The 13589-nt window shown below is 66.1% G+C and carries 16 protein-coding genes; 2 read left to right on the forward strand and 14 right to left on the reverse strand.

Annotated features, from left to right (window positions below):
- Window positions 1–84: 84 nt before the first annotated feature.
- The 10 genes from rpoE to U9J39_RS26600 all read right to left on the reverse strand — a co-directional run bounded on the left by rpoE (window position 85) and on the right by U9J39_RS26600 (window position 8108).
- Window positions 85–684: an RNA polymerase sigma factor RpoE gene (gene rpoE, locus U9J39_RS26555; RefSeq protein ID WP_010814682.1), complete on the reverse strand. Its 600-nt coding sequence runs from the start codon at window positions 682–684 to the stop codon at window positions 85–87.
- Between the two features lie 56 nt (window positions 685–740).
- On the reverse strand, window positions 741–1349 hold the full coding sequence (locus tag U9J39_RS26560; RefSeq protein ID WP_326348540.1) for a hypothetical protein: 609 nt from the start codon (window positions 1347–1349) through the stop codon (window positions 741–743).
- A complete protein-coding gene (gene fabF, locus U9J39_RS26565; RefSeq protein ID WP_326348541.1) occupies window positions 1330–2562 on the reverse strand; it encodes a beta-ketoacyl-ACP synthase II in 1233 nt (410 codons plus the stop codon). Before fabF ends, U9J39_RS26560 begins: the two co-directional genes overlap by 20 nt.
- A 190-nt stretch (window positions 2563–2752) precedes the next feature.
- Window positions 2753–2992, reverse strand: coding sequence for an acyl carrier protein (gene acpP, locus U9J39_RS26570; protein ID WP_008644813.1), 240 nt, complete (start codon window positions 2990–2992; stop codon window positions 2753–2755).
- Window positions 2993–3161: 169 nt separating this feature from the next.
- The gene (gene fabG / locus U9J39_RS26575; protein ID WP_092309615.1) at window positions 3162–3911 is read right to left on the reverse strand and encodes a 3-oxoacyl-ACP reductase FabG; all 750 of its coding nucleotides are present in this window, start codon (window positions 3909–3911) and stop codon (window positions 3162–3164) included.
- Between the two features lie 16 nt (window positions 3912–3927).
- Window positions 3928–4857 carry an ACP S-malonyltransferase gene (fabD, locus tag U9J39_RS26580; protein ID WP_115710151.1) on the reverse strand — a complete coding sequence of 310 codons (930 nt, stop codon included), beginning with the start codon at window positions 4855–4857 and terminating at the stop codon, window positions 3928–3930.
- A gap of 82 nt (window positions 4858–4939) precedes the next feature.
- Window positions 4940–5920, reverse strand: coding sequence for a beta-ketoacyl-ACP synthase III (locus tag U9J39_RS26585; protein WP_115710152.1), 981 nt, complete (start codon window positions 5918–5920; stop codon window positions 4940–4942).
- A gap of 53 nt (window positions 5921–5973) precedes the next feature.
- Window positions 5974–7053, reverse strand: coding sequence for a phosphate acyltransferase PlsX (gene plsX / locus U9J39_RS26590; protein ID WP_062800881.1), 1080 nt, complete (start codon window positions 7051–7053; stop codon window positions 5974–5976).
- Between the two features lie 165 nt (window positions 7054–7218).
- Entirely contained in the window at window positions 7219–7398 is a 180-nt protein-coding gene (gene rpmF, locus U9J39_RS26595) for a 50S ribosomal protein L32 (protein WP_010814675.1), read from the reverse strand.
- A gap of 119 nt (window positions 7399–7517) precedes the next feature.
- Window positions 7518–8108, reverse strand: coding sequence for a DUF177 domain-containing protein (locus U9J39_RS26600; protein ID WP_115710153.1), 591 nt, complete (start codon window positions 8106–8108; stop codon window positions 7518–7520).
- A 194-nt stretch (window positions 8109–8302) separates the two neighbouring features.
- Between U9J39_RS26600 and U9J39_RS26605 the strand changes: the two genes are divergently transcribed.
- Window positions 8303–8902, forward strand: coding sequence for a Maf-like protein (locus tag U9J39_RS26605; protein WP_326348542.1), 600 nt, complete (start codon window positions 8303–8305; stop codon window positions 8900–8902).
- 25 nt (window positions 8903–8927) lie between these two features.
- A complete protein-coding gene (locus U9J39_RS26610) occupies window positions 8928–9659 on the forward strand; it encodes an SAM-dependent methyltransferase (RefSeq protein ID WP_116312836.1) in 732 nt (243 codons plus the stop codon).
- 72 nt (window positions 9660–9731) lie between these two features.
- Here U9J39_RS26610 and U9J39_RS26615 read toward each other — a convergent pair whose 3' ends face one another.
- From U9J39_RS26615 to U9J39_RS26630, 4 genes are read right to left on the reverse strand one after another with little or no spacing between them, the layout of a single operon-like run.
- On the reverse strand, window positions 9732–10910 hold the full coding sequence (locus tag U9J39_RS26615; protein ID WP_115710159.1) for a S49 family peptidase: 1179 nt from the start codon (window positions 10908–10910) through the stop codon (window positions 9732–9734).
- Between the two features lie 23 nt (window positions 10911–10933).
- Complete coding sequence (locus U9J39_RS26620) at window positions 10934–11332, reverse strand: Rieske (2Fe-2S) protein (protein ID WP_326348543.1); 399 nt, start codon at window positions 11330–11332, stop codon at window positions 10934–10936.
- The gene (locus U9J39_RS26625) at window positions 11325–11984 is read right to left on the reverse strand and encodes an HAD-IA family hydrolase (RefSeq protein ID WP_326348544.1); all 660 of its coding nucleotides are present in this window, start codon (window positions 11982–11984) and stop codon (window positions 11325–11327) included. Before U9J39_RS26625 ends, U9J39_RS26620 begins: the two co-directional genes overlap by 8 nt.
- Window positions 11985–12014: 30 nt before the next feature.
- Complete coding sequence (locus U9J39_RS26630) at window positions 12015–13016, reverse strand: RluA family pseudouridine synthase (RefSeq protein ID WP_115710163.1); 1002 nt, start codon at window positions 13014–13016, stop codon at window positions 12015–12017.
- Between the last annotated feature and the right edge of the window lie 573 nt (window positions 13017–13589).

Below are 13589 nucleotides of genomic sequence, written 5' to 3' on the forward strand. Positions count from 1 at the left end.
CCCGTTACTGCTGTCGCTTATCGATGCAGGAATAGGCTGCAACGCTGGCCGCACGACATTCTTCTCTACTACCTGAACCGCCAATTACCACCGCTTGCCCTCTGCCGTTCCCAGTAGCGGGCGCAATTTCTCGGCAATCGCCTCGCGCGCGCGGAAGATCCGCGAGCGCACCGTGCCGATCGGGCATCCCATCGCTTCGGCGATTTCCTCGTAGCTGAGGCCCTCGATCTCGCGCAGCGTGATGGCGGTCCGCAATTCTTCCGGAAGTGCTTCCATCGCGCGGTTCACCGTCTCGGCGACTTGCCGCGTGTGGAGCATCGACTCCGGCGTATTGATATCCCTTAGTTGTTCACCGTCCGCAAAAGTTTCAGCCTCTTCCGCATCGATATCGCTGGACGCTTCCGGGCGGCGGCCCTGGGTGGCCAGGTAGTTCTTGGCGGTGTTGACGGCGATCCGGTACAGCCACGTGTAGAAGGCCGACTCCCCGCGGAACTGGGGCAAGGCGCGGTATGCCTTGATGAAGGCATCCTGCGCCACATCCTCGACTTCAGCGGGATCCCTGACCAGGCGCGAAATCAGGCGAATGATCTTCCGATGGTATTTGGTCACCAGAAGTTCAAAGGCCCGCTTGTCGCCCTGCTGGACGCGTTCAACTAGGAGCTGATCGGCTTCGCGTTCGCTCACGTATGGCTCACCTGCAGTGTATCTCTTGGTTTGGTCGTCACGACAAACGTTGTATTTTACCTACGATTCTCAGCCCGCCCGGTGAAGCAACGCGCATCCTGTGACCGCAAGCTAACAAAATCGTTCCCTGTCCGGGCGTCAGGTTGCACCCGCAGTGCAACTCGCGCGGACCGCCGCAGCCAGCGCGCCAGTTCGGGGCCGGCGGCCTGCCAGGGTAGAAGAATGACGCCGGGCATGGCAGCGCCGCCGGGGGCAAGGCACACCACCGTAGCGCCTCCGATCTGCCAGCACTGCCGCACGATGGCCTCGCGCCGCGCACCGCCCGGTGCTTCCAGCCAGAGTCGCAGGGGTCCTTCGGCGTCCGCATCCTGCACGGCCGTACAGGTCCAGCGCAGGCCGCGCCACCATGCCGGCCACGCGCGCAGGGCCGCCACGGCGGCCAGCGCGAGGCCCATGGCCGCGGCGAGGTACCACCACAGGAATCCGGCCTGGCTGCCGGCGATTGCGTCGGCCAGCGTCCGCGTCAGCAGCGCGAGCGCCAGCAATTCGCCGGCACAAAACACGAACAGGGCCCACCCCAGAGGGTGGACCCTGCCATGGCGCAACCCCTTATGGAACTCCTTAAGGGCCCGCCTCAACCACGGATCAGGCGCGGCGGAAAACAAGCGTGCCGTTGGTGCCGCCGAAACCGAAGTTGTTCTTCACCGCCACGTCGATCTTCATCTCGCGCGCCGTGTTGGCTACGTAGTCCAGGTCGCACTCGGGATCCTGGTTGTCGAGGTTGATCGTCGGCGGCGAGACCTGGTGGTGCAGCGCCAGCACGGTGAAGACCGATTCCAGGCCACCGGCGCCGCCCAGCAGGTGGCCGGTCATCGACTTGGTCGAGTTCACCACCATCTTGTAGGCCTGGTCGCCGAATGCGGCCTTGATCGCATCGGACTCGTTCTTGTCGCCCAGCGGCGTGGAGGTGCCGTGCGCGTTCAGGTAGTGCACCTGGTCGGTGTTGATGCCGGCATCCTTGAGCGCATTGACCATGCAGCGGCGCGGGCCGTCCATGTTCGGTGCGGTCATGTGGTAGGCGTCGCCGCTCATGCCGAAGCCGATCAGCTCGGCATAGATGCGGGCGCCGCGCGCCTTGGCCGCTTCGTACTCTTCCAGCATCATCACGCCCGCGCCCTCGCCCAGCACGAAGCCGTCGCGGTCCTTGTCCCACGGACGCGAGGCTGCTGCCGGATCGTCATTGCGGGTCGACAGCGCGCGCGCGGCGGCGAAGCCACCGATGCCGAGCGGCGACACGGTCGATTCGGCGCCGCCCGCCAGCATGGCGTCGGCATCGCCGGCCTGGATCAGGCGGGCGGCCAGGCCGATGCTGTGCAGGCCGGTGGTGCATGCCGTCACCGCGGCCAGGTTCGGGCCCTTGATGCCGTGGATGATCGACAGGTGGCCGGCGATCATGTTGATGATCGAGCCGGGCACGAAGAACGGCGAAATCCGGCGCGGACCCCGCTCGCTCAGCACGGCATGGGTATCCTCGATCATCGGCAGGCCACCGATGCCCGAGCCGACCAGCACGCCGATGCGCTCGGCATTGGCTTCGTTCACTTCCAGGCCGCTGTCCTTGAGCGCCTGCGTCCCGGCCGCGATGCCGTAATGGATGAACGTATCCATGTTGCGGGCTTCCTTGGCCGGGATGTAGTCCTCGGCATTGAAACCCTTCACCTCGCCGGCGAAGTGCACGGACAGCGCGGAGTGATCGAATTTGGTGATGGTGGCGATGCCGGACTTGCCGGCTACCAGGTTGGCCCAGCCTTCGGCAACCGTGTTTCCGACCGGAGACACAAGGCCAAGCCCAGTGACGACGACGCGACGACGGCTCACTATGTTTTCCTACGGGTGCGTGAAACGGGAACGGAACGCGGAGTTGCCCGCCGCCGGCCCAGCGGGCCGCGCGGCGAAGCTCATTCCATTCTGCTTCTTCGAACAGACGAAAGCCACAGAAAACAGCAAGGCGCGGCCGCAACGGCCCGCCCACCTGCCTTCTGTGGCTCGGAATGCAGAGACGACGGGCTTAGGCCTTGACGTGCGCGGTGGCGTAGTCGATAGCCTGTTGCACGGTCGTGATCTTTTCGGCTTCCTCATCAGGAATTTCCATGCCGAATTCATCTTCCAACGCCATCACGAGTTCAACCGTGTCCAGCGAGTCCGCACCGAGATCGTTCACGAACGAGGATTCGTTCTTGATGTCTGCCTCGGCTACGCCAAGCTGTTCTGCAACGATTTTCTTGACGCGTTGTTCGATATTGTCCATGTAACCCTCCAGGGAAGTTCGACAAAAAGTGGGCGCATTTTAGCAGGTTTGGGACAACAGAAATGCTGCCTGCCAAGCTTTGCAAGAATCGCGCCCGATTGGTTCGGAAAACTACGACTTCCGGCAGCTTCTTCCGGCTTCTGAACCGAAAAAGCGCGCCGGAAAACCATTAATTCATGTACATCCCGCCGTTCACATGCAGGGTGGTGCCGGTGATGTAGGCGGCTTGCGGACCCGCCAGGAAGGCTACCGCATTGGCGATATCCTCAGGCTGCCCGAGGCGGCCCAGCGGAATCTGCGTCTTGAGCGAAGCATGCTGCTCTTCGGACAGCGCCTTGGTCATGTCGGTATCGATAAAGCCCGGCGCGACGCAGTTGACGGTCACATTGCGGCTGCCGATTTCGGCGGCCAGCGAGCGAGTCATGCCAGCCACGCCGGCCTTGGCCGCGGAGTAGTTCATCTGGCCGGGATTGCCGACCGAGCCCACCACCGAGGTGATATTGATGATGCGGCCCTGGCGCGCCTTCATCATCGGGCGCAGCACCGCGCGCGACAGGCGGAACACCGAGGTCAGGTTGGTCTGGATCACGGCCAGCCAGTCCTCGTCCTTCATCCGCATCGCCAGCTGGTCCTGCGTGATGCCGGCATTGTTGACCAGCACGCCGATGCCGCCGTGGCTCTTGACGATCTCGTCGATGAGCGCATCGCAGGCCGCGGCGTCGTTGACATTGAGCACGGCGCCCTTGCCCTTCAGGCCTTCGGCGCCGAGGTAGTCGGTGATGCCGGCCGCGCCGGCTTCGCTGGTCGCGGTGCCGATCACGGTGGCGCCCTGCCGGGCCAGTTCCAGCGCGATGGCGCGGCCGATGCCGCGCGAGGCGCCGGTGACCAGCGCAACCTGATTGTCGAGAAGTTTGGTCATGCGGTTGTCCTGTTGCTTACTTCAGCAGTGCCAGCGTGTCCTGCAGCGAGGCCGGATCGAAGATCGCGCCACCGCTCAGGTTGCCGTCGATGCGCTTGGTCATGCCGGCCAGCACCTTGCCCGGACCGCATTCGATCACGTGGGTGATGCCTTCGGCGGCCATCTTCTGCACGCACTCGACCCAGCGCACCGGCGCGGCGGCCTGGCGCACCAGCGCATCCTTGATCGCCTCCGGATCGCTGACGATGGCGACGTCGACGTTGTTCACCAGCGGAATCGACGGAGTCGAAAAAGCCAGGCCGGCCATGCGCTCGCGCAGGCGGTCAGAGGCCGGCTTGAGCAGCGACGAATGGAACGGCGCCGACACCGGCAGCGGCAGGGCGCGCTTGGCGCCCTTGGCCTTGGCGATTTCGCAGGCCTTCTCGACCGCGCCCTTGTGGCCGGCGATCACCACCTGCGACGGCGCGTTGAAGTTGACGGCCTCGACCACGCCCGCAGCCGACGCTTCGGCGCATGCGGCGCGCACGTCGTCATCCGACAGGCCGAGGATCGCGGCCATGCCGCCCTCGCCCACCGGCACGGCTTCCTGCATGGCCTGCGCGCGGAAACGCACCAGCGGCACGGCGTCGGCAAACGGGATCACGCCGGCGGCCACCAGCGCCGAGTACTCGCCCAGGCTGTGGCCGGCGACCAGCGCCGGCGCCGGACCACCGGCATCGAGCCAGGCACGGTAGATCGCCACCGCGGCGGTCAGCATCACCGGCTGCGTATTGGTGGTCAGGTTCAGTTCTTCGGCAGGGCCTTCGGCGATCAGGCGGCCGAGATCCTGGCCGAGCGCAGCCGAGGCTTCTTCCACGGTGGCACGCACCACGGCGTTGTCGGCGAAGGCATTGAGCATGCCGACCGACTGCGAACCCTGGCCGGGAAATACGAATGCGAATTTCATCGGATGAAAACCTAACAAGAAATCGGGGGCCGGCGCCGTGGCAAGTCGTGCCTGCGCGGCACGCCTGGGCACCGACCGCGTATTACATGCGCAGCAGCACCGCGCCCCAGGTGAAGCCGCCGCCCACGCCTTCCATCAGCACGGTGTGGCCCGGGCGGATGCGCCCGTCGCGCACGGCCACGTCCAGCGCCAGCGGGATCGAGGCGGCCGAGGTATTGCCGTGCTCGTGCACGGTGGCGACCATGCGCTCGGCGGGCAGGCCCAGTTTCTTAGCCGTGCCCTGCATGATGCGGATATTGGCCTGGTGCGGAATCAGCCAGTCGACCTGGTCGGGCGACACGCTGGCGGCTTCCATGGCTTCGCGCGCCACCTTGTCGAGCACGTTGACGGCGAGCTTGAACACCGCCTGGCCGTCCATGTGCAGGAACGGGTTGCCGGTGATGTTGCCGCCGGCGACGTTGCCAGGCACGCACAGGATGTCGACATGGCTGCCGTCCGAATGCATGGCGCTGGACAGGATGCCCGGCTCGTCGGACGCCGACAGCAGCACCGCGCCGGCGCCGTCGCCGAACAGCACGCAGGTGGTGCGGTCGTTGAAGTCGAGGATGCGCGAGAACACTTCGGTGCCGATCACCAGCACATTGCGGTGCGAGCCGCTGCGGATGAACTTGTCGGCGGTGGCCAGCGCGTACACAAAGCCGGAGCACACCGCCTGCAGATCGAAGGCCGGGCAATGGTTGGTGATGCCCAGCTTTTCCTGCACGATGCAGGCGGTGCTGGGGAACACGAAGTCCGGCGTCGAGGTGGCGACGATGATCAGGTCGATGTCCTGCCGGTCGATGCCGGCGGCCTCGATGGCCTGCTCGGCTGCCTTGACCGCCAGCGTGCTGCTGGTCACATCGGGTTCGGCCCAGTGGCGCGCCGAGATGCCGCTGCGCGAGACGATCCACTCGTCGCTGGTCTCGATGCCTTTCTCGGCAAGCTGCGCCGCCAGCTCATGGTTGGTCACGCGCCGCGGAGGCAGGTAGCTCCCGGTACCGATGATTTTTGCGTACTTGGTCATGTATTGTCGGATCGTATGGCCCGCCGGCACGCTCGACCGGCGCGCAGTGGCGCTCAGGCGACGTGGGGGCTGGGATGCGCGCCAGGCGCCTCTGTCTCCGGGGCGGGCTGGGCACCGCCTGCGGCGCTGGATTTATCGGCAAACGCCCGGGTGATACGGGCGATCACGCCATTCTTGGCGGCATCATACCCGCGTTTGATAGCCCACTCAAAAGAATGGGCATCGGCCGAGCCGTGGCTCTTGATCACCAGCCCGCGCAGGCCCAGCAGCGACGCGCCGTTGTAGCGCGCCGGGTCGAGCCGCTTGGCCAGGCGCGACAGCACCGGCATGGCGACCGCGGCAAGCAGCTTGGTGAACCACGAGCGAGTGAATTCTTCCTTGATCATGCTGCCGATCATCTTGGCCAGGCCCTCGGTGCTCTTGAGCGCCACATTGCCGACGAAGCCGTCGCAGACCACGATGTCGGTGGTGCCCTTGAAGATGTCGTTGCCTTCCACGTTGCCGTAGAAATTCAGCTCCGAGGCGCGCAGCAGTTCGCCGGCGCGCTTGACCACCTCGTTGCCCTTGATGACTTCCTCGCCGATGTTCAGCAGGCCCACCGTGGGGTGTTCCTTGTGATCGACGACGGCCACCATGGCCTCGGCCATGCGCGCGAACTGCAGCAGGTGCTCCGGCTCGCAGTCGGCATTGGCGCCAAGGTCCAGCACCGTGGTGCCCCAGCCCTGTTCGTTGGGAATGGTGGTGGCGATGGCCGGCCGCTCGATGCCTTCGAGCGTCTTCAGCACGTAGCGCGATACCGCCATCAGCGCCCCGGTGTTGCCGGCGGAAATGCAGGCGCCGGCCAGGCCTTCCTTGACCTGGGTGACGGCAACGCGCATCGAGGAATCGCGCTTCTTGCGCAGCGCCACCTCGACCGGGTCATCCATGGTGATGACCTCGGTAGCCTCGACGATGCTGACGCGCGGATGGTCCAGCGCGTGCAGCTTCTTCAGCTGCGCCCGGATGGCGTCGGGCAAGCCGACCAGCACCATCTCGGCATCGTCGTGGCGGGAAAGAAAACTGATCGCCGCGGGCACCGTCACGGAAACTCCGTGATCGCCGCCCATGCAGTCGATAGCGATTTTGATCGTCATTGTTCCTGGTACGGATAGCGCGGCGGCGCACGCCATGCCCGGCGGGAATTCCGAGCGCCCAACAAAAAAGCGGCAACGATCTTGCCGCTTTTTTGTGTCTGACCGATTATTGTCCGACCCACAGGCATGCGCGAGCGAGACGCAACGTCACGCCTAGCGAAGCTATCAGTCGTTCTTGGTCTTGATGACCTTGCGACCACGGTAGTAGCCGTTCGGGCTTACGTGGTGGCGCAGGTGGGTTTCGCCGGTGGTCGGCTCGACGGCCAGCGGTGCGGCCGACAGGTGGTCGTGCGAACGGTGCATGCCGCGCTTGGACGGCGACTTCTTGTTCTGTTGAACAGCCATGATGACTCCTTCGAGAATTTTTCAATATTAACACACGCATCCCGCCCAAGGCGTAGCCGGGGCCCGGCCGGATGCTTCAGATTCACCTGCAAGACCCTGCAGGCCGCGCGCTGGCGGCTTCAATGCCGGGTCTTCAGGCCGGCCAGCGCCGCGAAGGGCGAAGGCCGCTTTTCTTCCTCAGGCTCAGCTTCAGGCTGGGCCTCGCCGTCCGATCCGGTCACGAGGCTTTCGTGCACCGTCGGGCAGACGTCATGCTTGGGTGCCACCGGCAACGCCAGCAGCACTTCATCTTCTATCAGTTCCAGCAGCGAGAACCGCTTCGAGCCGGCGATCACGTCGACCTCGTCGTCGTCCATCGGCGCGGCGTCGGCCGCTTCTTCGCTTTCCACCACCTCGAAACGCGTCGCCGTATCGATCGGCTGGGCATAGGGCGCCAGGCAGCGCTGGCAATCCAGCCACATCCGGCCCTGCACCGTCACGTCGAGGAACAGCCGCTGCGCCACCGGGGCGCCGGGCTCGGCCGCCTCTTCGCGGACGAAGCCGGTTGCCGTATAGGCGAAGGTCTCATCGGGTGCCGAGGCTGGCGCTTGCGCGGCGGTCTCGGCTAAGATGCGCGGCAAATCCCGCACCGCCACCTCGCCGGCCAGGCTTTCACCCTTTCGGCACATGGCGAAGAGGTCAAGCGCGCGCAGGTCAGTCGGCTGGGTCATGTGCGTGGCTCCTGTCGCAAATCAATGACGGGTTCGCCACATTCACTACCTGACGGATTGCGGGCCGCGCACATTGGCGGCACTGCGCCCGGGTGCGGATGCGGCTAAACGCGCGATTATACGGTGTAAACCTCCCCGAGGTCAAAGGCCTTGCTCCGGAAGCCACACGGCTTCCTGTCCTGATTCTATTACTTATGTCTCCAGATCCTCGCCCCCGGCTGATCCTCGGCTCCGGCTCGCCCTACCGCCGCGAACTGCTGGCGCGGCTGCGCATTCCCTTCGAAGTCGCGGTGCCGGACATCGACGAAACCCCGCTGGCCGGCGAAGCGCCCGAGGCCACGGCGCTGCGGCTGTCGCAGCGCAAGGCCGAGGCCATCGCGGCGCGCCACCCCGGCGCGCTGGTGATCGGCTCGGACCAGGTGCTGACGCTGGACGGCGCCCAGATGGGCAAGCCGGGCACGCACGACAACGCCCTGGCGCAGCTGCGCCGCATGCGTGGCCGCACCGCCACCTTTCACTCGGCACTGTGCCTGCTCGATTCCCGCACGGGGACCGCGCAGCTGGCCGACGTGCAAACCCGCGTGACGATGCGCGATCTCAGCGACGCCGAAATCGAGACCTACCTGCAGCTGGAGCGCCCCTACGACGTGGCCGGCAGCGCCAAGTCCGAGGGACTCGGCATCACGCTGCTGGCGCGGGTCGAGTCCGACGATCCCACCGCGCTGGTCGGCCTGCCGCTGATCGCGCTGACCGGCATGCTGCGCCAGGCCGGCTATCCTCTCCTTTCCGCATGAAACGCATCCACCTCACCCTCCCACGATGAGCGGCACCCTCTACCTGATTCCCAATACCCTGGGCAAGCGCGACGAAGCCGATCCGCTGGCCGACGTGATCCCGGCCGGCGTGCAGCAGATCGCGGCCGCGCTGGACTACCTCGTCGCCGAGAACGCCAAGACCGCGCGCGCCTTCCTGAAGAAACTGGGCGAAACCACGCCGCTGCCGCGCCCGATCCAGCAGATCGAGATCCAGGAGCTGAATGTGAATACGCGCGCCGACGCCCTGGCGGCGCTGCTGGCGCCGCTGCAGGCCGGCCGCGACGGCGGCCTGCTGTCGGAAGCCGGCGTGCCGGCGGTGGCCGACCCCGGCGCCGACCTGGTGCGCCTGGCGCATGCGCGCGGCATCCGCGTGCGGCCGCTGGTGGGGCCCAGTTCGATCCTGCTGGCGGTGATGGGCTCGGGCCTGAACGGCCAGAGCTTTGCCTTCAACGGCTACCTGCCGGTCGATGCCAACGAGCGCGCGCAGCGGCTGCGCGAACTGGAACAGCGCTCGCGCAAGGCCAGCCAGACCCAGGTCTTCATCGAAACGCCGTACCGCAACGGCGCGCTGCTGGAGGCCATGCGCCAGCATTGCGCCGGCACCACGCTGCTGTCCGTGGCGGTGGACCTGACCCTGCCCGGCGAGACCATCGTCACGCTGCCGCTGTCGGACTGGCGCCCCGAGCGGGTCGCGCTGCACAAGCGCCCGGCGATCTTCTCGCTGCTCGCCCTCTAGGGCAAACCACTGCACGGAAATGACAAAGGGGGCGCTTGCGCCCCCTTTGTTCACACGCTGCCGCGCCAGGCTTCAGCGCATGCCCTGCATGCCGGTGCTCCACAGCATGGTCTTCATCGCCGCGGTGCCCACGGCCGCGCCAAAGCGCTTGGCCACGCGCTCGGCGATGTTCTCCTTGACCGTGTAGTCGACGATGTCTTCGGCCTTGAACAGGTCGCGCGCCACGTACTCCGCACTGCCCAGCCCGTCGGCCAGCCCCAGCGCGACGCTGCGCTCGCCCGACCAGAACAGGCCCGAGAACAGCTCCGGGTCGTCCTTGAGCCGGTCGCCGCGGCCTTCCTTGACCACGTCGATGAACTGCTGATGGATCTGCTTGAGCATGGCTTCGGCAAAGGCCTTCTGCTTGGGCACCTGCGGCGAGAATGGGTCGAGCATGCCCTTGTTGGCGCCCGAGGTGTAGAGCCGGCGCTCCACGCCCAGCTTGTCCATCAACCCGGTAAAGCCGAAGCCGTCCATCAGCACGCCGATCGAGCCGACGATGCTGGCCTTGTCGACATAGATCTTGTCGGCCGCCGCCGCCACGTAATAGCCGCCGGAAGCACAGATTTCCTCGACCACCACATACAGCGGCTTGGACGGGTAGAGGCCGCGCAGGCGTTGGATCTCGTCGTTGATGATGCCCGCCTGCACGGGCGAGCCGCCGGGCGAATTGATCTTCAGGATCACCCCGGCGGCGTTGTTGTCGGCAAAGGCCGCCTGCAGCGAGGCGTTGATCGCTTCGGCGCTTGCCGGCGTGCCGGCGGCGATCTCCCCTTCCAGCGTAACCATCGCGGTGTGGCGGCCAGAAGCGCTGATAGCGCCATCGCCCTTGAAGTCGAACACCGCGAACAGGATCAGCGCCAGCAGGCCGAGGGTCACCAGGCGGAAGAAAATGCGCCAGCGCCGCGCCGCGCGCTGCTCGCGCAGCGATTCGGTTAGTACTTTTTCCAGCACATCGCGCTCCCAGCCTCCGCCCACCTGTCCGCTGGCGGTGGCGCCGGCCAGGCGCGCCTTGCGCTCGCGCGCCTCCTGCCGCGCGGCGTCATCGCCCGCGCGCAGTTCGTCCTCCAGCGGGAAATCGGCGCGCTTCGCGGTCACCAGACGCTCGGACTCCGGCTCGGGCGCCGGCCCGGCCTCGCCGGCCGGCTTGCGCGGGTCCGGCTGCCCCGGTTCGTTGGGTTCATCCGAGGGCGGCTTCTGTTGTTCTGTCATGCAAATCGCTCGTGGAAATCCATTCAGGCGCCGCCGGAAGGCTCGGGGGCGCGGTACGGGGCCCGCGGCAGCCAGTAGACCTGGCCATCGCGCTCCTCGACCTGCAGCTTGGCCAGCGCGGCCCCGCGGCAGGGGCCGCCGACGCACTCGCCGCTATCCGGCGCGTACACCGCGCCATGAGTGGCGCACATCAAGTATAGGCCCGAGGCATCGAAGAACCGGCCCTCCTGCCAGTCCAGCTCCATCGGCACGTGCGCGCACTGGTTCAGGTAGGCATGGGCAACGCCGTCGAAACGCACCACAAAGGCGCCGATCTCGCGCCGGTCGAGCGCCACCGAAAAGCGCACGCCAAGTCCGCCCTCCTGCAATGCATCGGCGGCGCACACCCGCACCGGCGCCTGGCCGGAGGCCGCGTCAGGCATGGGCCAGCAGCCACTCGGTCAGGTCGGAGATCGAGCTGGCGCAGTGCACCGGCGCCATCGCGCGCAGCGACTCGGCCGGATGCGCCCCGTAACAGACCCCCAGGCCCTTGGCGCCGGCGTTGGCCGCCATCTGCAGGTCATGGGTGGTGTCGCCGATCATCACCGTGCGCTCCACGTCCTGGCCCAATTCGCGCGTCAGCTCGTGCAGCATGGCCGGGTGCGGCTTGGAGAAGGTCTCGTCGGCACAGCGCGTGGCGTCGAACAGCGCGGTCAGGCCGGTGGCCGCCAGCGCGCGCTGCAGGCCGACGCGGGTCTTGCCGGTGGCCACGCCAAGGAAATAGTGTTCCGCGCGCAGCGTCTCGAGCATTTCGCGCACGCCTTCGAACAGCACCAGATCGGCGTCGCGGGTCAGGAAATGGTAGCGGTAGCGCTCGGCCAGCCGCGGATAGTCGGCGGGATCCAGCGTCGGCACTGCGTATGAGAGCGCGTCCTTCAGACCCAGGCCGATCACGTGGCTGGCGGCGCTGTCGTCGGGCACCGGCAGGCCAAGGTCCCGGCTGGCCAGCTGGATGCACTTGGCGATGGTCGGGGTCGAGTCCATCAGAGTCCCGTCCCAGTCGAAAACGATCAGGTCAAATTGTTGCCTGGCCATGGAAGTCCTTGTGGCGTTTGAAGCACTACCCTACTCTGGGGCGTGCAATTCACGCAATTGTTGCAGGAATCCGACGCACTCGTCGGGCAGCGGCGCCTCCACCGACAGCGGCTCGCCGGTGGCCGGGTGGATGAACACCAGGCGGTGCGCATGCAGGAACATCCGCTTGATGCCGGGCTTGGCCCCGGAACGCGCCAGCGACTTGTTCAGCGAGAAATCGCCGTATTTTTCGTCGCCGACGATCGGGAAACCCGAGTGCGCCAGGTGGACGCGGATCTGGTGCGTGCGGCCGGTCTTCAGCTCTGCCTCCAGCAGCGTGAAACCCTGGAAGGCCTCGATCCGGTTGAACACCGTATGCGAGGCCAGCCCGTCGGCCTGGACCCGCACGCGGCGCTCGCCGTCCGGCGTGCTGAATTTATATAGCGGCAGCTTCACGTGCTGGCGGGCGTTGAGGAATTCGCCGGCGACGCAGGCGAAGTAACGCTTGTCCATGGTGTTGCCGCGAATCTGCTCATGCAGGTGGACCAGCGCCGAGCGCTTCTTCGCCAGCACCAGGATGCCTGAGGTCTCGCGGTCCAGCCGGTGCACCAGCTCCAGGAACTTGGCCTGCGGCCGCGACCGGCGCAGCTGCTCGATCACGCCGAAGGCGACGCCCGAGCCGCCATGCACCGCGACGCCCGCCGGCTTGTTGATGACCAGCAGGTGCGCGTCTTCGAACAACACCGGGAATTCCCCGGCAGGCACCGGCGCCGCGCTGGATTGCGCCGCACTCGCCACCCGCATCGGCGGGATGCGCACCACATCGCCCGACTGGAGGCGATAAGTGGCATCGATACGCCCCTTATTGACCCGAACCTCGCCCGAACGGAGCACCCGGTAAATATGGCTCTTGGGTACCCCCTTGGCTACCTTCAACAGGAAGTTGTCGATGCGCTGGCCTTCGGAGCCTTCGTCAATCGTGACATACGCCACCTGTGGGCTGGCCGGCGCAGCTTCGGCAGCCTTTTCAATTTGATGGCGTAACTCATTCATTTTCAATATAATTTCCTCGCTGTTCCGGCTCGAGGCCGGCAGCGCAAGACCTGTGTAAGCGATGGATCTTCGAGTTTTATTCGATTTTTCGCATTCTACACTTGGGGTTGCCGTCGACCCCGCCCGTCTCCCGCAATTCGCGTTACGCCAAGCGCCAGACGGGCAAATGGCAGCAAAAAAGCAGCACGCACGGTGCCGCCGGCATGCAGGAAGTCGCCCAAAGGTGGCTTCGGCACGGGCAGGCGGTGACGTGGGAACTGAGTGTTCAGGTAAAACAGAATTTAAGGGCGGATGCCGCAGCCGGCATCCGCTTCGGTGAGAGAAGTCCCGCCCGCACCGGGAAACGGTGCCGGCCGGCAGGTTGACCTGCCGCCTGACTGGAAGTTACCGGCGCCCGGTCGCAGAACTCCAAGAAGTAGTAGGTGCGCCCGCCAGGAGAAGTCAGGCAGCAACGGCAACCATGCCGTGTCCGAAAAATTTGCTCTTTGACGCGTCTAGGCCTTCCGCGGCCGGCCGCGATGCCGCCGGCGCTGGTTGCGCCGGCGCCAAGCATCGCCTCCGGCACGGGAATGC

This window comes from Cupriavidus sp. SS-3 (assembly GCF_035818815.1).
GTDB classification, from domain to species: Bacteria; Pseudomonadota; Gammaproteobacteria; order Burkholderiales; family Burkholderiaceae; genus Cupriavidus; species Cupriavidus taiwanensis_C.

Bases quoted from the DNA above. Each gene is read 5' to 3' on its own strand.
- acpP (WP_008644813.1), bottom strand. From the start codon at position 2,992: ATGGACAATATCGAACAACGCGTCAAGAAAATCGTTGCAGAACAGCTT.
- fabG (WP_092309615.1), bottom strand. From the start codon at position 3,911: ATGACCAAACTTCTCGACAATCAGGTTGCGCTGGTCACCGGCGCCTCG.
- fabD (WP_115710151.1), bottom strand. From the start codon at position 4,857: ATGAAATTCGCATTCGTATTTCCCGGCCAGGGTTCGCAGTCGGTCGGC.
- U9J39_RS26585 (WP_115710152.1), bottom strand. From the start codon at position 5,920: ATGACCAAGTACGCAAAAATCATCGGTACCGGGAGCTACCTGCCTCCG.
- plsX (WP_062800881.1), bottom strand. From the start codon at position 7,053: ATGACGATCAAAATCGCTATCGACTGCATGGGCGGCGATCACGGAGTT.
- rpmF (WP_010814675.1), bottom strand. From the start codon at position 7,398: ATGGCTGTTCAACAGAACAAGAAGTCGCCGTCCAAGCGCGGCATGCAC.
- U9J39_RS26600 (WP_115710153.1), bottom strand. From the start codon at position 8,108: ATGACCCAGCCGACTGACCTGCGCGCGCTTGACCTCTTCGCCATGTGC.
- U9J39_RS26605 (WP_326348542.1), top strand. From the start codon at position 8,303: ATGTCTCCAGATCCTCGCCCCCGGCTGATCCTCGGCTCCGGCTCGCCC.
- U9J39_RS26610 (WP_116312836.1), top strand. From the start codon at position 8,928: ATGAGCGGCACCCTCTACCTGATTCCCAATACCCTGGGCAAGCGCGAC.
- U9J39_RS26615 (WP_115710159.1), bottom strand. From the start codon at position 10,910: ATGACAGAACAACAGAAGCCGCCCTCGGATGAACCCAACGAACCGGGG.
- U9J39_RS26620 (WP_326348543.1), bottom strand. From the start codon at position 11,332: ATGCCTGACGCGGCCTCCGGCCAGGCGCCGGTGCGGGTGTGCGCCGCC.
- U9J39_RS26625 (WP_326348544.1), bottom strand. From the start codon at position 11,984: ATGGCCAGGCAACAATTTGACCTGATCGTTTTCGACTGGGACGGGACT.
- U9J39_RS26630 (WP_115710163.1), bottom strand. From the start codon at position 13,016: ATGAATGAGTTACGCCATCAAATTGAAAAGGCTGCCGAAGCTGCGCCG.